The sequence below is a fragment of the Streptomyces sp. NPDC046860 genome (assembly GCF_040645115.1).
In the GTDB taxonomy this organism is placed as follows: domain Bacteria; phylum Actinomycetota; class Actinomycetes; order Streptomycetales; family Streptomycetaceae; genus Streptomyces.
This window is the reverse complement of the sequence record NZ_JBEYXQ010000007.1, coordinates 87410-107662: the sequence shown is the minus strand read 5'-3', so window position 1 is coordinate 107662 and position 20253 is coordinate 87410. Positions and strand designations below refer to the sequence as shown.

Here is a 20253-nt window from a genome sequence, read left to right as displayed (position 1 = left end):
GGGCAGTCAGAGCGGCCGCAGCGCCGGTTCCTTGTGCACCGCGCCCAGGAGCCGGTCGAGGGCCAGCTCGACGTCTTCCTTCCAGGACAGCGTGGAACGCAGTTCCAGACGCAGCCGGGGATGCTGGGAGTGCTGCCGGACCGTCTTGAAGCCGACGGCGAGAAGATGGTCGGCGGGCAGCAGGCAGGCGGGCTCTTTCCAGCGGGTGTCCCCGAACGCCTCGATGGCCTTGAAGTTCCGCCGCAGCAGATCCTTGGCGACCGCCTGCACCAGCGTCCGGCCCAGCCCCTGCCCTTGATAGCGGGGCATGATGAACGACGTGATGAGCTGGACGGCATCCGGAGAGACCGGGCTCGTGGGGAACGCCATGGAGCGCGGCACATAGGCAGGCGGGGCGTAGAGGACGAAGCCGACCGGCACATCGTCCACATAGGCCACCCGGCCGCAGGAGCCCCAGTCCAGCAGGACGGCGGAGATCCAGGACTCCTTCTCCACCACCGTGGTGCCCGCCCGCACGGCGGCCTCGGCACTGACGGGGTCCAGCTCCCAGAAGACGCACGAGCGGCACCGCTGGGGGAGATCCTGAAGGTTGTCCAGCGTGAGCGGTACGAGCCGACGCCCCATGAAAGCCGTTCCTCGCTTCCTTCGCCGCATCACATCCGTTCGCATCGTATCCACGATGGGATTCCCTCGATACCGGCGCAAAGCAAAGAGCGGACCGTGTTCCGGTACACACCGGACACGGCCCGCTCAGGCGGCCTCGCTGACGCCGACGGCCTCCAGGAGTACTACTCCTCGGAGTCGTCCTCCTGGAGCCCCTTCGACAGGATCGGCCCCTCGCCCGGAGCCAGCGTGCCGAGGATGCGCTCCAGATCGTCCACCGAGGCGAACTCGACGGTGATCTTGCCCTTCTTCTGACCGAGGTCGACCTTCACCCGGGTCTCGAACCGGTCGGAGAGCCGCGTCGCCAGATCGCTCAGCGCCGGGGAGACGAGTGCGCCCGCCCGCGGCCCCTTGGCGCGCTGGGCCCGCTGCGGCCGCGACCCCATCAGGGTCACGATCTCCTCGACGGCCCGCACCGACAGCCCCTCGGCCACGATGCGGTGGGCCAGCCGGTCCTGCTCCTCGGAGTCCTCCACGGACAGCAGCGCCCGCGCGTGACCCGCCGAGAGCACGCCCGCGGCAACCCTCTTCTGCACCGTCGCCGAAAGCTTCAGCAGTCGCAGGGTGTTGGAGATCTGCGGCCGGGAGCGCCCGATCCGGTCGGCCAGCTGGTCGTGCGTGCAGTTGAAGTCCTTGAGCAACTGGTCGTAGGCGTGTGCCTCTTCCAGCGGGTTCAACTGCGCGCGGTGCAGGTTCTCGAGCAGGGCGTCCAGCAGCAGCTTCTCGTCGTCCGTCGCACGGACGATCGCCGGGATGGACTCGAGCTCCGCCTCACGGCTCGCGCGCAGCCGGCGCTCACCCATGATGAGTTCGTAGCGGTCGTCGCCCAGTTCACGGACCACGACGGGCTGGAGCAGGCCGACTTCCTTGATGGAGACGACCAGTTCGTTCAGCGCGTCCTCGTCGAAGACCTCGCGCGGCTGGCGCGGGTTCGGCGTGATGGCCTCGATCGGCAGCTCGGCGAAGTAGGCACCGGCGGGCGGCGCGGGCCGCTCGTCCACCAGGCCCACGGGAGTGTCCTCCGGCTCCTGGGCCTGCGGCGGCAGGACACCGCTGCGGCCGATTCCGGTCGGCCTGCGCTCGGGCGACTGCGCCGGACCCGATGCCGGGGAGGCGGACGAGCCGCCGCCCAGCACGGCCGAGGCCGGGATCTTCTCGGTCGGTGCCGCGGGGATCAGCGCGCCAAGTCCTCGGCCCAGCCCCCTCCGTCGTTCGCTCACTGCGTCCCCTCCACCATGTTCGGGTCGTTCTGAGTACCGAGGTGGGCCTGGGTCGGGTCGTAACCGATCCCCACGCCCCTCAGCGCGATCTCTCGGGCGGCCTCGAGATAGGAGAGCGCGCCGCTCGATCCTGGATCGTAGGTCAGGACCGTCTGCCCGTAGCTCGGCGCCTCGGAGATACGGACCGAGCGGGGAATGCTCGTCCGCAGCACCTCCTCGCCGAAGTGGGTGCGCACCTCTTCCGCGACCTGGGAGGCGAGCCGGGTCCGGCCGTCGTACATGGTGAGCAGGATCGTCGACACATGCAGGGACTGGTTGAGGTGGCCCCGCACCAGATCGACGTTACGCAGGAGCTGGCCCAGACCCTCCAGTGCGTAGTACTCGCACTGGATCGGGATGAGGACCTCCTGGCCGGCGACGAGCGCGTTGACCGTCAACAGGCCCAGCGACGGCGGGCAGTCGATGAGGACGTAGTCCAACGGCTGCTCGTACGCCTGGATCGCGCGCTGCAGCCGGCTCTCGCGGGCCACCAGGGAGACCAGCTCGATCTCCGCACCGGCGAGGTCGATCGTGGCGGGAGCGCAGAAGAGGCCCTCGACATCGGGGACGGGCTGGACGACCTCGGCGAGGGGCCGGCTGTCCACCAGGACGTCGTAGATGGAGGGAACTTCGGCGTGGTGGTCGATCCCCAGTGCCGTGGAGGCGTTGCCCTGCGGGTCGAGGTCGACCACCAGGACCCGGCCGCCGTGCAGCGCGAGCGAGGCGGCGAGGTTGACGGTCGTCGTCGTCTTGCCGACGCCGCCCTTCTGGTTGGCGACCACGATGACTCGGGTCTGCTCCGGCCTCGGCATGCCTTCCGCGGCACGGCCGAGGGCGTCGACCGCCACTTGGGCCGCACGACCGATGGGAGTGTCGTCCATCGGAGGCGGTGTTTCACGTGAAACATCCGCCCCCCTCGATTCGGTACGGGGACCGGGGACCGGATCGGTCATCGGTCCCGCGATGTTGGCGTCGGACCGCAAGGATTCACTCTCCTCGACTACAGGCTCGCAATGAACAGAGCCTCCCATGTCTTCGGGGGCGCGAACCAGTGAGCCCTGGCGTTCTGTGGAGAAGTCCACCTCTGTGGACAACTTCGGTACCCCTCCGAGTGAACCAAGAGGCCGCCGGTCGTGGGGTTCTGCCGCGGCGCGACCGCGGCTGATGATGCCGTGCAGCAGGGAGCGACGTTTCACGTGAAACACGATGCTCCGCCACGACGACCGGGGCTCCGCGACACTCCGTCCCGGCCGGCCGACTAGTCCGGCCGAGGCAGCCTGGCGGGGCCTCCCGCATGAGAGGGCAAGAAAAATGCGCCCCCGGCATCAGCCGAGGGCGCACTTCACAGAACTCAGCGGCGGCGACGCGTCCGGCTGGTCCGGGCCGCCTTGGCCCGCTTGGCGGCGAACCGCACACCGCCCGGGCTCTCACCGACCTCCACCCGGACCACGGTGGACAGCGGGTCCACCACGCCCTCGCCGACCTGGAGCACGGAGGTGGACACCGCGCCGAGCTTGCTGAGCGCGGTGGACGCCGCCTTCAGCTCCTCCTCGGCGGTGTCGCCCTTGAGCGCCAGCATCTCGCCGTACGGCCGCAGCAGCGGGATGCCCCAGGTCGCAAGCCGGTCCAGGGGAGCAACGGCGCGAGCGGTCACCACGTGGACCGGCGGAACCTTGCCGAGCATCTCCTCCGCCCGGCCCCGGACCACGGTGACGTGGTCCAGCCCGAGCAGCTCCACGACCTCGGTGAGGAACGTGGTGCGCCGCAGCAGCGGCTCCAGCAGGGTGATGTTCAGGTCGTCCCGCACCAGGGCCAGCGGAATGCCCGGCAGTCCCGCACCCGAGCCGACATCGCACACCGTCACCCCCTCGGGCACGGCCTCGGAGAGCACCGCGCAGTTCAGCAGGTGCCGCTCCCACAGGCGGGGCACCTCCCGCGGGCCGATCAGACCACGCTGGACTCCGGCCTCGGCCAGCAGCTCCGCATAGCGGACCGCGTCGTCGAAGCGATCGCCAAACACTTCCCGCGCCTGTTCGGGCGCGGGGGGAAGCTCCGCTGCCTCCGTCACGGGGACCGTCCTTCCGTACCGCGCCGGTGCTTCACGCACCGGCCCTCAGAACTACCAGGCTGACAAACTTCGGCCCCGTCTGTAGGTCAGACGGGGCCGATGGAACCATGGGGCCGATCAGGCGGGCAGCACGACGACGAACCGCTGCGGCTCCTCGCCCTCGGACTCGCTGCGCAGTCCCGCACCCTTGATCGCGTCGTGGACGACCTTGCGCTCGAAGGGCGTCATCGGCTTGAGCTTCATGGGCTCGCCGCTGCTCTTGACCTCGGCGGCCGCCTTGGCGCCCAGCTCGGCCAGCTCGGCGCGCTTCTGGGCCCGGAAACCGGCGATGTCCAGCATCAGCCGGCTGCGGTCACCGGTCTCGCGGTGCACGGCCAGGCGCGTCAGCTCCTGCAGCGCCTCCAGCACCTCGCCGTCCCGGCCGACCAGCTTCTGCAGGTCGCGGGCGTTGGCGTCACTGATGATCGAGACAGAGGCCCGGTCGGCCTCCACGTCCATGTCGATGTCGCCGTCGAGATCGGCGATGTCCAGCAGACCCTCGAGGTAGTCCGCAGCGATCTCACCCTCCTGCTCCAGGCGGGTGAGGGTGTCTGCACCCTCGGCGGCGGCGGTGGTGGTGCCTTCCGTCACGGGATGGGCTCCTTCTTACTTCTTGGACGGGGACTTGGGCCGCTGGCCACCCTTGCGCTGCCCGGACTGGGCCTTGCTGCGGGTGCCGGAACCGGGCTTCGGGGTCTGCTTCGGGGCCGTGGGCGCGGCGTCCTTCGGCTCGTCCGACTTGGTCAGCGAAGGCGAAGAGGGCGAGGCGGACGAGGGCTCGTCCTCCTGCTCGGCCTCGTGCGGCTGCTTCTGTCCCGACTGGCGCTGGGACTTGCTCTGCCGCTTGGGCTGCTGGCGACGGGCCGCGGTGGGCGTACCGTCCTCGGCGTGAGCGACGGTCTGGGTCTCGCCCTTGACCACGCTGCCGTCGGCCTGGGCCACGAGGCCGGCCTTGCTGAGGGCGTTGATGAACTTGCGCTCGGCGTCGTTGCGGTCGCGGCCCTTGGCGACGATCGCCTTGACGATCAGGCGGGAGCTGCGCCGGCGGACCTTGCCGTGGTGCGTGACGTGGCCGGTGAGCCGCTCCAGGTAGGCGGCCTGGGCCTTGGAGCCGGGAGTCGGGTTGTTGCGGATGACGTACATCTGCTGGCCCATGGTCCACACGTTGGTGGTCAGCCAGTAGACGAGGACACCGACCGGGAAGTTGATGCCGAAGACGGCGAACATGATCGGGAAGACGTACATCAGCATCTTCTGCTGCTGCATGAACGGCGTCTTGACCGAGGTGTCGACGTTCTTCGTCATGAGCTGGCGCTGCGTGTAGAACTGCGACGCCGACATCAGGATGATCATGACCGCGGTGACGACCCGCACGTCGGTGACCGTGGCACCGAGCGCGTGGAGGGTGTCCGCGCCGTCCTTGAACTTCGCCGCGAGCGGGGCACCGAAGATGTGGGCCTTACGGGCGCTCTCCAGCAGCGAGTCGTTGATGACGCCGATGGTCTTGCCCGACGCGATGCCGTTGAGCACGTGGTATAGGGCGAAGAAGAACGGCGACTGCGCCAGGATGGGAAGGCACGAGGAGAGCGGGTTGGTACCCGACTCCTTGTACAGCTTCATCATCTCTTCGGACTGGCGCTGCTTGTCGTTCTTGTAGCGCTCCTGGATCTTCTTCATCTCCGGCTGGAGCGTCTGCATCGCGCGCGTCGCCTTGATCTGCTTCACGAAGAGCGGGATCAGGCAGATGCGGATCAGGACCACCAGGGACACGATGGACAGGCCCCAGGCCCACCCTGTGTCAGGACCGAAGATCGACCCGTACACCGTGTGGAACTGGACGATGACCCAGGAAACGGGTGTCGTGATGAAGCTGAAGAAGCTGGCAATCGTGTCCACTAATCATGCTCCTTGGGCATGGGACGAGGTCTCTGCGGCCGGGCCCGAAGGTGGCTCGGAAGAAAGCTTCGCCTCGGTGGCCGGGTCGGCGGAGTTCCCGCCCTTACGTGCGCCCCAGGCATTGCGCAGCATCTCGTGCCACCGCGGGCGCTTGCGCGGCGGGACATGGTCCACACCGCCGAGCGACCACGGATTGCAGCGGAGGATGCGCCAGGCCGTGAGAGCTGTTCCCTTGATGGCACCGTGCCGGTCGATGGCCGTGTAGCCGTAGTGGGAGCACGACGGGTAGTACTTGCAGACCGGCCCCAGCAGCGGACTGATCGTCCACTGGTACAACTTGATCAGAGCCAGTAGCGGGTACTTCATCGCGTGCCCCCTCCCAGTAGCCGTTGGAGAGCGGCGTCCAGGTCTTGGGCCAGCCGTGCGTGGTCAGCGTCGCCCGATCCGGGCAGCGCGCGTACGACTACCAGGCTACCGGGGGGAAAAAGGGCGACTCGGTCACGCATCAGGTGACGCAGTCTGCGCTTGACGGTGTTGCGGACGACCGCGTTGCCCACGGCCTTGCTCACGACGAAACCCGCACGCGTCGGGGGAGCGCTCTCCCCAGGCGCGTGCGGGTCCGTGGCACCGCTACGAAGGTGTACGACGAGGGTCGGGCGACCGGCCCGACGGCCTCGACGTACCGCGGATGCGAAGTCCTCGCGCCGCCTCAGCCGGTGTTCGGGGGGCAGCACGATGTCATGACCTGATCGGGATCAGGCGGACAGACGGGCGCGACCCTTGCTGCGGCGGGTCGCCAGGATGGCACGGCCGGCACGGGTACGCATACGAAGCCGGAAGCCGTGGGTCTTCGCGCGACGACGGTTGTTCGGCTGGAAGGTGCGCTTGCTCACTCGGGGGCTCCAGAAGAAATCGGTTAGCGGCGGGGTGCCGTCCTGGCTGTCACCGTGCGCCCACGAGTAGCTCGCGTCACGCCCGAGTGCACCGCTTCCCGATCACCTGAAGCGATCTGTGCCCATCGGAGGCAGGCGGCAGCAGCCATCGACAACTCGACCTGGTCACGGTACGCGCGGCTACGCCATCCGGTCAAACCGGCGCCCGTCGGGGGACACTGTCCACAGGCTGGGGACAACAACTTGAACCCTACCCGCCGCCCTGACTACCGTGGCTGGACTCCGATTCGTTCCCTTGTCCCCGCACGACCGGGATTGCCCGGCCCAGTCCGGCGTCCACCTGATTTTCGTCCCGACCCATCCCACGACCACACGTTCGTGGGACCTGCGAGAGAGCGTGCCCCGTGGCTGACGTACCTGCCGATCTTGCCGCAGTGTGGCCACGCGTACTGGAGAAACTCCTGGGCGAGGGCCGGGGCCAGGGTGTCGAGACCAAGGACGAGCACTGGATCCGGCGCTGCCAGCCGCTGGCCCTGGTCGCGGACACCGCGCTGCTCGCCGTGCCGAACGAATTCGCCAAGGGCGTACTCGAGGGCCGCCTGGCCCCGGTCGTCAGCGAGACCCTGAGCCGTGAGTGCGGCCGCCCGATCCGGATCGCCATCACCGTGGACGACTCCGTCGGCGGCCCCCCGGCCCCGCAGCCGTCCGCCGGCCACGAGCAGCCGGACACCCGCGACCAGGGCGCCCCGCCGCGCTACGAGGAGCCGGAGCTGCCCTCCGGTCCCTACGAGGGCTACGGCCGCCACCGCGCCGAGGACCAGCAGCGTCCGGGCGACGGCCCGGCCGGCCGCGGCGAGCGCCCGCCGACCGCGCGCGAGGAGCGGATGCCGACGGCCCGCCCCACCTACCCGGCGGAGTACCAGCGCCCCGAGCCGGGCGCCTGGCCGCGCCCGGGCCAGGACGACTACGGCTGGCAGCAGCCCCGCCTCGGCTACCCCGAGCGCGACCCCTACGCCTCCCCGTCCCAGGACTCCTACGACGGGCAGGACTACCGCCCGTCCGGCCGCGAGCGCCAGGGATACGAGCAGCAGCGCCCCGGCTACGACGCGCCGCGCCCCGAGTACGGCCCGCCCCGCGCGGAGTACGACCAGCGCGACCCGGTGAGGCGTGAGCGCCCCGAGCCGCCGTCGGAGAGCGGCGGGCACCGCGGTGGCGGCGGGACCGGGCGTCCCGAGATGCCGTCCGCCGGCCGCGGCGGCTCCGGCTCCTCGTCCTCCTCGCCGAGCCCCGGGGGCCCCGGTGAGCCGACCGCGCGGCTGAACCCGAAGTACCTCTTCGACACCTTCGTCATCGGCGCCTCCAACCGCTTCGCCCACGCGGCCGCGGTGGCCGTCGCCGAGGCTCCGGCGAAGGCGTACAACCCCCTGTTCATCTATGGGGAGTCGGGGCTCGGCAAGACCCACCTGCTGCACGCGATCGGGCACTACGCGCGGAGCCTCTACCCCGGCACGCGCGTGCGGTACGTGAGCTCGGAGGAGTTCACCAACGAGTTCATCAACTCCATCCGCGACGGCAAGGGCGACAGCTTCCGCAAGCGGTACCGGGAGATGGACATCCTGCTCGTCGACGACATCCAGTTCCTCGCGGACAAGGAGTCGACGCAGGAGGAGTTCTTCCACACCTTCAACACGCTGCACAACGCCAACAAGCAGATCGTGCTGTCCTCCGACCGGCCGCCCAAGCAGCTGGTCACGCTGGAGGACCGGCTGCGCAACCGCTTCGAGTGGGGTCTGATCACCGACGTCCAGCCGCCCGAGCTGGAGACGCGGATCGCCATCCTGCGCAAGAAGGCGGTGCAGGAGCAGCTCAACGCCCCGCCGGAGGTGCTGGAGTTCATCGCCTCCCGGATCTCGCGGAACATCCGTGAGCTGGAGGGCGCGCTGATCAGAGTGACGGCCTTCGCCTCGCTCAACCGGCAGCCGGTGGACCTGGGGCTCACCGAGATCGTCCTCAAGGACCTGATCCCCGGCGGCGAGGACTCCGCCCCGGAGATCACGGCCACGGCCATCATGGCGGCCACCGCCGACTACTTCGGGCTGACGGTGGACGACCTGTGCGGCACCTCGCGCGGCCGCGCGCTGGTCACCGCCCGGCAGATCGCCATGTACCTGTGCCGCGAGCTGACGGACCTGTCGCTGCCGAAGATCGGCGCGCAGTTCGGCGGCCGCGACCACACGACCGTCATGCACGCGGACCGCAAGATCCGGGCGCTGATGGCCGAACGGCGCTCGATCTACAACCAGGTGACCGAGCTGACGAACCGCATCAAGAACGGCTGACAGCGGCCGCCTACGGGCTCTGAGGGCGCTCCGGGAGATCTCCGGGGCGCCCTTCGCCGTTCCGGGGCGAGAGTGCCCGGAGGGACGCCACTGCTCCCGCCGGCGACCGCCCTCGGCGCCGCGCCGGCCGGCCGCGGGTGACTCCGCGACCGCCGCGCCCCGGCCGAGTCCGCGCTGAGCCGCTACCGAGCTCCTGCCGAGCCCTCTCCAGGCACCCCCACCACCCCTCCGAAGCCCGCTGAAGCCCCCCGGAACCCCGCCGACGGCCCCCGCAGACGCCTAAGTCCCGTGTCCCACCAGCAACCTTGTGTTCGATTCGCTGTGGGGTTACGGCCGCCCTCCACAGATTTCCCGACTTTCTTCCGCCCACAGGCTGGGGACTGCGAAGTTGTCCCAAGCTGTGTCCACAGGGACCCTGGGGGTTGGCCATCTGCCCAGCTCAGAGGGCTGTGGATTCGTGGACGAATGATCTCCACAGGGTGTGGACAAAGACTTCGTCCACACCCTGTGCGTAACGTTGTCCACGACTCGGCCCACAGGTTGGAGGTGGTTGTCCCCAGCGGAGACCAGCTTCTCCACATCACTGTCCACTGTTCGGCAACTCGACGGGCCCGGTCACTGCTCCGAGTGAAAGGCGTCACACGAAGCTGCCGAGGGGCCCTGTGGGAAACGTCGCCAAACCTGGGGACGCAACTGGGGAGAACTCGCCCCGTCCTGTGGGCGGTGTGTGCAGAACTTTCTGTTCTCCACAGAGAGGCCGAGTTGTCCACGGGCTTCGCCCACAGGCGCAGTGGATAAAATTTGGGCCCTGACCTGCGAAAACGGGGTTATCCACGGTATCCACAGGCCCTACTACTACTCCCGACTAGAGAGAGCTAGGAATCCGTTTCGAAGCGGGGCCTGTGCACAACTCGCTGTTTCGCGCTCGGCTGCCGCCCGGCCCGACTTGACCCTGACCGGCACCCGCTGTCAGCGCAGTGCGTCAGACTGGTCACCGGTGTCCTTCCCCTGGCAACGGGCGGCGACACCGAGTCGGAGGACTCAGACGGCAACAGCAGGAGGCGGCTTACGGTGAAGATCCGGGTGGAACGCGACGTACTCGCGGAGGCAGTGGCGTGGGCGGCACGCAGCCTTCCGGCCCGTCCGCCGGCGCCTGTCCTCGCCGGCCTGCTGCTGAAGGCCGAGGAGGGCCAGCTCAGCCTGTCGGGCTTCGACTACGAGGTCTCCGCCCGGGTGGGCGTCGAGGCCGAGGTCGAGGAGGAGGGCACGGTCCTGGTCTCCGGTCGCCTGCTCGCCGACATCTGCCGCGCGCTGCCGAACCGTCCCGTGGAGATCTCCACAGACGGTGTACGGGCGACCGTGGTCTGCGGCTCCTCCCGCTTCACCCTCCACACCCTGCCGGTGGAGGAGTACCCCGCACTGCCGCAGATGCCGACCGCCACGGGCACCGTCCCCGGCGAGGTCTTCGCGGCCGCCGCGTCCCAGGTGGCCATCGCCGCCGGGCGCGACGACACGCTGCCCGTCCTCACCGGTGTGCGCATCGAGATCGAGGGCGACACCGTCACCCTGGCCTCCACCGACCGCTACCGCTTCGCGGTCCGCGAGTTCCTGTGGAAGCCGGAGAACCCGGACGCCTCCGCGGTCGCCCTGGTCCCGGCCAAGACGCTGCTGGACACCGCCAAGTCGCTCGGCGCCGGTGACAGCGTCACCCTGGCGCTCTCCGGCTCCGGTTCGGGCGAGGGCCTCATCGGCTTCGAGGGCGCCGGCCGCCGCACCACCACGCGGCTGCTGGAGGGCGACCTGCCGAAGTACCGCACGCTCTTCCCGACCGAGTTCAACTCCGTCGCCGTGATCGAGACCGCCCCCTTCGTGGAGGCCGTCAAGCGCGTGGCCCTGGTCGCCGAGCGCAACACCCCGGTGCGGCTGAGCTTCGAGCAGGGCGTGCTGATCCTGGAGGCGGGCTCCAGCGACGACGCACAGGCTGTGGAAAGGGTCGACGCCCAGCTCGACGGCGACGACATCTCGATCGCCTTCAACCCGACCTTCCTGCTGGACGGTCTGAGCGCCATCGACTCGCCCGTCGCGCAGCTGTCGTTCACCACCTCCACCAAGCCGGCGCTGCTCAGCGGCAAGCCCGCGCTGGACGCGGAGGCGGACGACGCCTACAAGTACCTGATCATGCCGGTGCGGCTGAGCGGCTGAGTCGGGCTCCCCGGCAAAAGCCCAGGTGGGGGCGTACGTATGAGCGCGTATGCCCACAGCTGTGCGGGAGGGGTCGCCGTTAGGCTCGGTGCCGGGCACCCACGTGCCCGGCACGCCATTCAGCGACCTAAGGAACAACTGATGGAGCTCGGTCTCGTCGGCCTCGGCAAGATGGGCGGCAACATGCGCGAGCGCATCCGCCGCGCAGGCCACACCGTCATCGGATACGACCGCAACGCGGACCTCGCGGACGTCCACAGCCTCGAGGAGCTCGTGGGCAAGCTCAGCGCCCCGCGCGTGGTCTGGGTGATGGTCCCGGCGGGCGAGGCGACCCAGGCGACCGTCGACAGGCTCGGCGAGCTGCTGGAGCCCGGCGACGTGGTCGTGGACGGCGGCAACTCCCGCTGGACGGACGACGAGAAGCACGCCGAGGAGCTGGCGGCCAAGGGCATAGGTTTCGTCGACTGCGGCGTCTCCGGCGGTGTCCACGGCCTGGCCAACGGCTACGCGCTGATGTACGGCGGTGACGAGGAGAACGTCGCCAAGGTGCGGCCGGTCCTCGACGCGCTGAAGCCCGAGGGCGACTTCGGTTCCGTGCACGCCGGCAAGGTCGGCGCGGGCCACTTCTCCAAGATGGTCCACAACGGCATCGAGTACGCCATGATGCAGGCGTACGCCGAGGGCTGGGAGCTGCTGGAGAAGGTCGACTCCGTGGAGAACGTCCGCGAGATCTTCCGTTCCTGGCAGGAGGGCACGGTCATCCGTTCCTGGCTGCTCGACCTCGCGGTCAACGCCCTCGACGACGACGAGCACCTGGACGGCCTGCGGGGCTACGCGCAGGACTCCGGTGAGGGACGCTGGACGGTGGAGGCCGCGATCGACAACGCGGTGCCGCTGCCGGCGATCACCGCGTCGCTGTTCGCGCGCTTCGCCTCGCGGCAGGACGACTCGCCGCAGATGAAGATGATCGCCGCGCTGCGCAACCAGTTCGGCGGCCACGCGGTCGAGAAGAAGCCGTAGCCAGGAAGAAGAAGTAGTCCACAGGGTCGCCCCGGCGATCCACAGGCTGTTGAGGGAGGTCGGCGAACGACCATGCACGTCACGCATCTTTCGCTGGCCGACTTCCGCTCGTACGCCCGGGCCGAGGTTCCGCTCGGCTCGGGCGTCACCGCCTTCGTGGGCCCCAACGGCCAGGGCAAGACCAATCTGGTCGAGGCGGTCGGCTATCTGGCCACCCTCGGCAGCCACCGGGTCTCCGCCGACGCCCCGCTGGTCCGCATGGGCGCCGAGCGCGCCGTCGTGCGGGCGCAGGTCCGCCAGGGCGAGCGGCAGCAGCTCGTCGAGCTGGAGCTGAACCCCGGCCGCGCCAACCGGGCCAGGATCAACCGGTCCTCGCAGGTCAGGCCGCGTGACGTGCTGGGGATCGTGCGGACCGTGCTGTTCGCGCCCGAGGACCTGGCGCTGATCAAGGGCGATCCCGGTGAGCGGCGCCGGTTCCTGGACGAGCTGATCACCGCGCGCTCCCCGCGCATGGCGGGCGTCCGCTCCGACTACGACCGGGTGCTCAAGCAGCGCAACACCCTGCTGAAGTCCGCCGCCCTCGCGCGGCGGCACGGCGGCCGCTCCATGGACCTGTCCACCCTCGACGTGTGGGACCAGCACCTGGCCCACGCGGGCGCCGAGCTGCTGGCCCAGCGCCTGGACCTGATCGCGGTCCTGCAGCCGCTCGCCGACAAGGCGTACGAGCAGCTCGCCCCCGGCGGCGGGCCCGTCGCGCTGGAGTACAAGTCCTCCGCGCCCGGCGAGGCGCACACCCGCGAGGAACTCGCCGGGCAGCTTCTGGCGGCGCTCGCCGAGGCGCGCAAGCAGGAGATCGAGCGGGGCGTGACCCTGGTCGGCCCGCACCGCGACGACCTGGTGCTGCGGCTCGGCCGCCTGCCCGCCAAGGGCTACGCGTCGCACGGCGAGTCCTGGTCCTACGCGCTCGCGCTGCGCCTGGCCTCGTACGACCTGCTGCGGGCCGAGGGCAATGAGCCGGTGCTGATCCTGGACGACGTCTTCGCCGAGCTGGACGCGCGCCGCCGTGAGCGGCTGGCCGAGCTGGTCGCCCCCGGCGAGCAGGTGCTGGTGACGGCCGCGGTGGACGACGACGTGCCGCACGTCCTTGCGGGCGCCCGGTACGCGGTCTCGGGCGGCACGGTGGAGCCGGCGTGAGCGCCGGGGACGAGCGGGACCGCAAGGCGCCGGAGCCCTCCGGCGTCGACCTCGCGCGGGTGGCGCTGCGCGCCGCGAAGGAGCAGGCACGCGCGCGTGGGGACGCCGCGCGGCAGAAGAAGCAGGCGCGCCGCGGCGGTGGCCTGCGCTCGGGCGCGCGGGCGGACGGCCGCGATCCGATGGCTCTGGGCGCGGCGATCAACCGGCTGCTGAACGAGCGGGGCTGGGAGGCCCCGGCGGCGGTCGGCGGGGTGATGGGCCGCTGGCCGCAGATCGTCGGTGAGGACCTGGCGAAGCACTGCGTGCCGCAGCGGTACGACGAGGACGAGCGGGTGCTGTCGGTCTCCTGCGACTCGACCGCGTGGGCGACGCAGCTGAGGCTGCTCGCGCCGACGCTCGTGGCCCGGCTGAACGAGGACCTCGGTCACGGCACGGTCCGGATGATCAAGGTGAACGGTCCGGGCGCCCCGGTGCGCCGTTACGGGCCTCTCAGGGCGCCCGGAAGCGCCGGTCCGGGCGACACCTACGGGTGACGTACCTCACGTCCCACCTGTGAGTCGTACGCCCACTCCAGAGCCGTACAGACGTGCGGACGACGGGCCGATCATGGGCTTACCCCCCGATGGACAAGGGCTGACGGCCCGAAGCCCTGAGCGCCGCTGTGAGCCCCTCGCAGCCCCCTTCCCCATATCGGGACCCGGTCGGGGCCGGTTCAGGGCGGCACATGCGGACTCAGGTGCCCGCAAGCCCCCATCATTGTCGGCGCTACCGGTAGACTGGAAGGCAATCCCGCCCCAATCACGGGGACCGTCCGGGAAAAGCTGAGCAACGCTGATTCAGGGCTTACCAACGCAACATGCCGCAGCCGCTCCGGCAACCCTCCTCCCGGAGGGCGCGCACCCGCAAGGAGCGCTCGTGCTGTGCCAGAAAGGGCGCTTCGTGGCCGATTCCGGCAACCCCAACGAGAACATCCCTTCCACCGACGCCGGTCTCGGCGAGGCAGTCTCAGCAGCCTCGTACGACGCCAGCGCCATCACCGTGCTCGAAGGGCTGGACGCGGTCCGCAAGCGCCCCGGCATGTACATCGGTTCCACCGGTGAGCGCGGTCTGCACCACCTGGTGTACGAGGTCGTCGACAACTCCGTCGACGAGGCGCTGGCCGGCCACGCGGACACCATCGACGTGACGATCCTGCCCGACGGCGGGGTCCGTGTGGTGGACAACGGCCGAGGCATCCCGGTGGGCATCGTGGCCTCCGAGGGCAAGCCGGCCCTCGAGGTCGTGCTGACCGTGCTGCACGCGGGCGGCAAGTTCGGCGGTGGCGGTTACGCCGTCTCCGGCGGTCTGCACGGTGTGGGCGTGTCCGTGGTGAACGCGCTGTCCATGAAGGTCGCCGTCGAGGTGAGGACGGACGGCTACCGCTGGACGCAGGACTACAAGATGGGCGTCCCCACGGCGCCGCTGGTGAAGAACGAGGCGACCGAGGAGACCGGCACGTCGGTCACCTTCTGGGCCGACCCGGAGATCTTCGAGACCACGGAGTACTCCTTCGAGACGCTGTCCCGGCGTTTCCAGGAGATGGCGTTCCTCAACAAGGGCCTGACGATCAGGCTCACGGACGAGCGCGAGTCGGCGAAGGCCACGAGCGGCGCGGACGAGGCGGGCGCGGACGAGAAGGCCGAGGTCAAGTCGGTCACGTACCGCTACGACGGCGGCATCGTCGACTTCGTGACGTACCTGAACTCCCGCAAGGGCGACGTCGTGCACCCGACCGTCGTCTCGCTGGAGGCCGAGGACAAGGACAAGAGCCTGTCCCTCGAGGTCGCCATGCAGTGGAACGGCGGGTACAGCGAGGGTGTCTACTCCTTCGCCAACATCATCCACACGCACGAGGGCGGCACGCACGAAGAGGGCTTCCGAGCCGCGCTGACCTCCCTGATCAACAAGTACGCGCGCGACAAGAAGCTGCTGCGCGAGCGGGACGACAACCTCACCGGTGACGACATCCGCGAGGGTCTGACCGCGATCATCTCGGTCAAGCTGAGCGAGCCGCAGTTCGAGGGCCAGACCAAGACCAAGCTGGGCAACACCGAGGCCAAGACCTTCGTGCAGCGCGCGGTCTACGAGCACCTCAACGACTGGCTGGACCGCAACCCGGTCGAGGCGGCGGACATCATCCGCAAGGGCATCCAGGCGGCCACCGCGCGTGTGGCGGCCCGCAAGGCCCGTGACCTCACCCGGCGCAAGGGCCTGCTGGAGTCGGGCGCGCTGCCGGGCAAGCTGTCCGACTGCCAGTCGAACGACCCGTCCAAGTGCGAGATCTTCATCGTCGAGGGTGACTCCGCCGGCGGTTCGGCCAAGTCCGGCCGCAACCCGCAGTACCAGGCGATCCTCCCGATCCGCGGCAAGATCCTCAACGTCGAGAAGGCGCGGATCGACAAGATCCTGCAGAACCAGGAGATCCAGGCGCTGATCTCCGCGTTCGGCACGGGTGTGCACGAGGACTTCGACATCACGAAGCTCCGCTATCACAAGATCATCCTGATGGCGGACGCCGACGTCGACGGTCAGCACATCAACACCCTGCTGCTGACCTTCCTGTTCCGCTTCATGCGGCCGCTGGTCGAGTCCGGGTACGTGTACCTGTCGCGTCCCCCGCTGTACAAGATCAAGTGGGGCCGCGACGACGTGGAGTACGCGTACTCCGACCGCGAGCGCGACGCGCTGATCGAGATGGGCCGCCAGCGCGGCAAGCGCATCCGCGAGGACTCCATCCAGCGCTTCAAGGGTCTGGGCGAGATGAACGCGGAGGAGCTGCGCGTGACCACGATGGACCCGGAGCACCGTGTCCTCGGCCAGGTCACGCTCGACGACGCGGCCCAGGCCGACGACCTGTTCTCGGTCCTCATGGGCGAGGACGTCGAGGCCCGCCGCCTCTTCATCCAGCGCAATGCCAAGGACGTCCGCTTCCTCGACATCTGAGTCGGTCCCGGCTGACCGCACCAGGAAGGATCTTCACCAGCAATGACCGACGAAACTCCCGAGTTCATGCCCGAACCGGTGACCCCGGCGGAGGAGACGGGCGAGACCGTCACCCTCCGGATCGAGCCGGTCGGCCTCGACGCCGAGATGCAGCGCTCGTACCTCGACTACGCGATGTCCGTCATCGTGTCGCGCGCGCTGCCCGACGTCCGGGACGGCCTCAAGCCCGTCCACCGCCGTGTGCTGTACGCGATGTACGACGGCGGCTACCGCCCCGACCGCGGCTTCTACAAGTGCGCCCGCGTCGTCGGTGACGTGATGGGTAACTACCACCCGCACGGCGACAGCTCGATCTACGACGCCCTGGTCCGCCTCGCCCAGCCGTGGTCGATGCGCATGCCGCTCGTCGACTCCAACGGCAACTTCGGCTCCCCGGGCAACGACCCGGCGGCCGCCATGCGCTACACCGAGTGCAAGCTGGCGCCGCTGTCGATGGAGATGGTCCGCGACATCGACGAGGAGACCGTCGATTTCAAGGACAACTACGACGGCCGCTCCCAGGAGCCGACCGTCCTGCCCGCCCGCTTCCCGAACCTGCTGATCAACGGTTCGGCCGGTATCGCGGTCGGCATGGCGACCAACATCCCGCCGCACAACCTCCGCGAGGTCGCGGCCGGCGCCCAGTGGCACCTGGAGCACCCGGAGGCGTCGCAGGAGGAGCTGCTGGACGCCCTCATCGAGCGCATCAAGGGCCCGGACTTCCCGACCGGCGCGCTGGTCGTGGGCCGCAAGGGCATCGAGGAGGCGTACCGCACCGGTCGCGGCTCCATCACGATGCGCGCGGTCGTCGAGGTCGAGGAGATCCAGAACCGGCAGTGCCTGGTCGTCACCGAGCTGCCGTACCAGGTGAACCCCGACAACCTGGCGCAGAAGATCGCCGACCTGGTGAAGGACGGCAAGATCGGCGGCATCGCCGACGTCCGCGACGAGACGTCGTCCCGCACCGGTCAGCGCCTGGTGATCGTCCTGAAGCGGGACGCGGTCGCCAAGGTCGTGCTGAACAACCTGTACAAGCACACCGAGCTGCAGACGAACTTCGGCGCCAACATGCTGGCCCTGGTCGACGGGGTGCCGCGCACGCTGTCGCTGGACGCGTTCATCCGGCACTGGGTGACGCACCAGATCGAGGTCATCGTCCGCCGGACCCGGTTCCGGCTGCGCAAGGCCGAGGAGCGCGCCCACATCCTGCGCGGTCTGCTGAAGGCCCTGGACGCCATCGACGAGGTCATCGCGCTGATCCGGCGCAGTGAGACCGTCGAGATCGCCCGCGGCGGCCTGATGGACCTCCTCACCATCGACGAGATCCAGGCCAACGCGATCCTCGAGATGCAGCTGCGCCGTCTGGCCGCCCTGGAGCGCCAGAAGATCGTCCAGGAGCACGACGAGCTCCAGGCGAAGATCAACGAGTACAACCGCATCCTCGCCTCCGAGCCGCTCCAGCGCCAGATCGTCCACGACGAGCTGGCCACGATCGTCGAGCGGTTCGGCGACGACCGGCGCAGCGCCCTGGTGCCCTACGACGGCGACATGTCCATCGAGGACCTGATCGCCGAGGAGGACATCGTCGTCACCGTCACGCGCGGCGGTTACATCAAGCGCACGAAGACGGACGACTACCGGGCGCAGAAGCGCGGCGGGAAGGGGGTGCGGGGCGCGAAGCTGAAGGAGGATGACATCGTCGACCACTTCTTCGTCTCCACCACGCACCACTGGCTGCTGTTCTTCACGAACAAGGGCCGGGTCTACCGGGCCAAGGCGTACGAGCTGCCCGACGCCGGCCGGGACGCGCGCGGCCAGCACGTGGCCAACCTGCTCGCCTTCCAGCCGGACGAGGCGATCGCCGAGATCCTCGCGATCCGCGACTACGAGGCGGTGCCGTACCTGGTGCTCGCCACGAAGGCGGGCCTGGTCAAGAAGACCCCGCTGAAGGACTACGACTCGCCGCGTTCCGGCGGTGTCATCGCCATCAACCTGCGGGCCCGCGAGGACGGCACGGACGACGAGCTGATCGGCGCGGAGCTGGTCTCGGCCGACGACGACCTGCTGCTCGTCAGCCGGAAGGCGCAGTCCATCAGGTTCACCGCGTCGGACGACACGCTGCGCCCGATGGGCCGTGCCACCTCCGGTGTGAAGGGCATGAGCTTCCGCGAGGGCGACGAGCTGCTGTCGATGAACGTGGTGCGGCCGGGTACCTTCGTGTTCACCGCGACGGACGGCGGTTACGCCAAGCGCACGGCCGTGGACGAGTACCGCGTCCAGGGGCGTGGCGGTCTGGGCATCAAGGCTGCCAAGATCGTGGAGGACCGTGGTTCGCTCGTGGGCGCGCTGATCGTCGAGGAGAGTGACGAGATCCTCGCCATCACCCTCTCCGGCGGTGTGATTCGTACGCGCGTCAGCGGGGTCAGGGAGACGGGCCGTGACACCATGGGCGTCCAACTGATCAACCTGGGCAAGCGCGATGCCGTGGTCGGCATCGCTCGCAACGCCGAAGCGGGGCGCGAGGCGGAGGAGGTCGACGGCGAGATCGTCGTCGACGAGACCGCCGAGGTCACTGTCATCGACGGCACGGACGAGGGTGAGGCGCCCTCGGCCGAGTAGGCACGAGGAGTGAATCACGTGAGCGGAGCCACGGGCGCCGGATCGGCCGGTACCTCCACAGGTACCCAGACGGACGGCGGCGGCCGTGGCTCCGCCGCGAACGAGGGGAAGCAGGGGAAGGCGGGGAAGAAGCGGGGCGGCGAGGCCGGCCCGCGGCCGGCTCCCGCCGCCGCCTCCTCCTCCGCTCCTGCTCCTTCCTCTTCGAGTTCCCAGGGGGGAACCGTGACGGACACCCGTGGTGCCCGGGCCGAGGCCGACGCGACCGAGGGCACGGCGGCGTCCCCGCTGCCCGGTGAGCGCGGCCCCGAGCAGCCCGCCGGGCCCTACCACCCGCCGCAGGCGTACGCGGCGCAGCCGCCCGAGGGTGCGGTACGCCGTCCGCGCACCGGGGTGGGCACGGCGCCGCGCACCCGCAAGGCGCGCCTGAGGGTGGCCAAGGCCGACCCGTGGTCGGTGATGAAGGTCAGCTTCCTGCTCTCCATCGCGCTCGGCATCTGCACGATCGTGGCGTCGGCGGTGCTGTGGATGGTGCTGGACGCGATGGGGGTGTTCTCCACCGTGGGCGGCACGATCTCCGAGGCGACCGGGGCCACCGAGGCGACCGGTTTCGACCTCCAGTCCTACCTCTCCCTGCCGCACGTCCTGATGTTCGCCACGATCATCGCGGTCATCGACGTCGTGCTGGCCACGGCCCTGGCGACCCTGGGCGCCTTCATCTACAACCTCTCCGCGGGCTTCGTTGGCGGCGTCGAACTGACGCTGGCGGAGGACGAGTGAGGGTGCCTCCGGGCTCCCGTGACCGTCCCCCGACAACCGATTTTGGGACTGCCCCGGTCGTGCGCTAATCTTCAGGAGTCAGCGCGCGGGACACACCCCGCAGAGCGCGGGCGGGGCTATAGCTCAGTTGGTTAGAGCGCATCCCTGATAAGGATGAGGCCACAGGTTCAAATCCTGTTAGCCCCACATCGACGAAGACCCCCGGTCCACTTGGACCGGGGGTCTTCTGCTGTTCCGGGGAAGTGGGGCGGGCGCCTCGGCGT

Annotated in this window: 17 protein-coding genes and 1 tRNA gene; 9 read left to right on the top strand and 9 right to left on the bottom strand. The window is 69.5% G+C overall.

The features are described 5' to 3' along the window. Positions 1-6: 6 nt before the first annotated feature. The 9 genes from ABZ898_RS12750 to rpmH form a co-directional block, all read right to left on the bottom strand. On the bottom strand, positions 7-624 hold the full coding sequence (locus ABZ898_RS12750; protein WP_361656559.1) for a GNAT family N-acetyltransferase: 618 nt from the start codon (positions 622-624) through the stop codon (positions 7-9). Positions 625-788: 164 nt separating this feature from the next. Next, entirely contained in the window at positions 789-1883 is a 1095-nt protein-coding gene (locus ABZ898_RS12745; protein WP_361656557.1) for a ParB/RepB/Spo0J family partition protein, read from the bottom strand. Then, the gene (locus tag ABZ898_RS12740; protein ID WP_361656554.1) at positions 1880-2953 is read right to left on the bottom strand and encodes a ParA family protein; all 1074 of its coding nucleotides are present in this window, start codon (positions 2951-2953) and stop codon (positions 1880-1882) included. Before ABZ898_RS12740 ends, ABZ898_RS12745 begins: the two co-directional genes overlap by 4 nt. A 320-nt stretch (positions 2954-3273) precedes the next feature. Next, positions 3274-3990, bottom strand: coding sequence for a 16S rRNA (guanine(527)-N(7))-methyltransferase RsmG (gene rsmG / locus ABZ898_RS12735; protein ID WP_031179077.1), 717 nt, complete (start codon positions 3988-3990; stop codon positions 3274-3276). A 117-nt stretch (positions 3991-4107) separates the two neighbouring features. Beyond that, complete coding sequence (locus tag ABZ898_RS12730) at positions 4108-4620, bottom strand: R3H domain-containing nucleic acid-binding protein (protein WP_361656551.1); 513 nt, start codon at positions 4618-4620, stop codon at positions 4108-4110. 15 nt (positions 4621-4635) lie between these two features. Continuing rightward, positions 4636-5925 carry a membrane protein insertase YidC gene (gene yidC / locus ABZ898_RS12725; protein WP_361656549.1) on the bottom strand — a complete coding sequence of 430 codons (1290 nt, stop codon included), beginning with the start codon at positions 5923-5925 and terminating at the stop codon, positions 4636-4638. 3 nt (positions 5926-5928) lie between these two features. Continuing rightward, positions 5929-6291, bottom strand: a complete 363-nt coding sequence (yidD, locus tag ABZ898_RS12720; protein ID WP_030806014.1) for a membrane protein insertion efficiency factor YidD — start codon at positions 6289-6291, stop codon at positions 5929-5931. Then, the gene (rnpA, locus tag ABZ898_RS12715) at positions 6288-6659 is read right to left on the bottom strand and encodes a ribonuclease P protein component (protein ID WP_361656546.1); all 372 of its coding nucleotides are present in this window, start codon (positions 6657-6659) and stop codon (positions 6288-6290) included. The genes yidD and rnpA overlap by 4 nt, the downstream gene beginning before the upstream one ends. A gap of 21 nt (positions 6660-6680) precedes the next feature. Next, positions 6681-6818, bottom strand: coding sequence for a 50S ribosomal protein L34 (gene rpmH, locus ABZ898_RS12710; RefSeq protein WP_003975051.1), 138 nt, complete (start codon positions 6816-6818; stop codon positions 6681-6683). A 404-nt stretch (positions 6819-7222) separates the two neighbouring features. Between rpmH and dnaA the strand changes: the two genes are divergently transcribed. From dnaA to ABZ898_RS12665, 9 genes are all read left to right on the top strand, one after another. Beyond that, positions 7223-9157 (top strand): chromosomal replication initiator protein DnaA, encoded by a 1935-nt coding sequence (gene dnaA, locus ABZ898_RS12705; protein ID WP_361656543.1) that lies wholly within the window; start codon positions 7223-7225, stop codon positions 9155-9157. A gap of 1071 nt (positions 9158-10228) precedes the next feature. Further along, on the top strand, positions 10229-11359 hold the full coding sequence (gene dnaN, locus ABZ898_RS12700; protein WP_030806004.1) for a DNA polymerase III subunit beta: 1131 nt from the start codon (positions 10229-10231) through the stop codon (positions 11357-11359). Positions 11360-11500: 141 nt separating this feature from the next. After that, positions 11501-12379, top strand: coding sequence for a phosphogluconate dehydrogenase (NAD(+)-dependent, decarboxylating) (gnd, locus tag ABZ898_RS12695; protein ID WP_086690353.1), 879 nt, complete (start codon positions 11501-11503; stop codon positions 12377-12379). A gap of 72 nt (positions 12380-12451) precedes the next feature. Next, positions 12452-13573 (top strand): DNA replication/repair protein RecF, encoded by a 1122-nt coding sequence (gene recF / locus ABZ898_RS12690; protein WP_361656539.1) that lies wholly within the window; start codon positions 12452-12454, stop codon positions 13571-13573. Continuing rightward, positions 13570-14106 carry a DciA family protein gene (locus tag ABZ898_RS12685; RefSeq protein WP_361656536.1) on the top strand — a complete coding sequence of 179 codons (537 nt, stop codon included), beginning with the start codon at positions 13570-13572 and terminating at the stop codon, positions 14104-14106. Before recF ends, ABZ898_RS12685 begins: the two co-directional genes overlap by 4 nt. A 406-nt stretch (positions 14107-14512) precedes the next feature. Then, positions 14513-16555, top strand: coding sequence for a DNA topoisomerase (ATP-hydrolyzing) subunit B (gene gyrB / locus ABZ898_RS12680; RefSeq protein WP_361657050.1), 2043 nt, complete (start codon positions 14513-14515; stop codon positions 16553-16555). A gap of 66 nt (positions 16556-16621) precedes the next feature. Further along, positions 16622-19213 carry a DNA gyrase subunit A gene (gyrA, locus tag ABZ898_RS12675; protein ID WP_361657047.1) on the top strand — a complete coding sequence of 864 codons (2592 nt, stop codon included), beginning with the start codon at positions 16622-16624 and terminating at the stop codon, positions 19211-19213. Positions 19214-19231: 18 nt separating this feature from the next. Further along, the gene (locus tag ABZ898_RS12670; RefSeq protein WP_361656533.1) at positions 19232-19990 is read left to right on the top strand and encodes a DUF3566 domain-containing protein; all 759 of its coding nucleotides are present in this window, start codon (positions 19232-19234) and stop codon (positions 19988-19990) included. A gap of 112 nt (positions 19991-20102) precedes the next feature. Continuing rightward, positions 20103-20176: transfer RNA gene (locus tag ABZ898_RS12665), tRNA-Ile, on the top strand. Positions 20177-20253 lie beyond the last annotated feature (77 nt).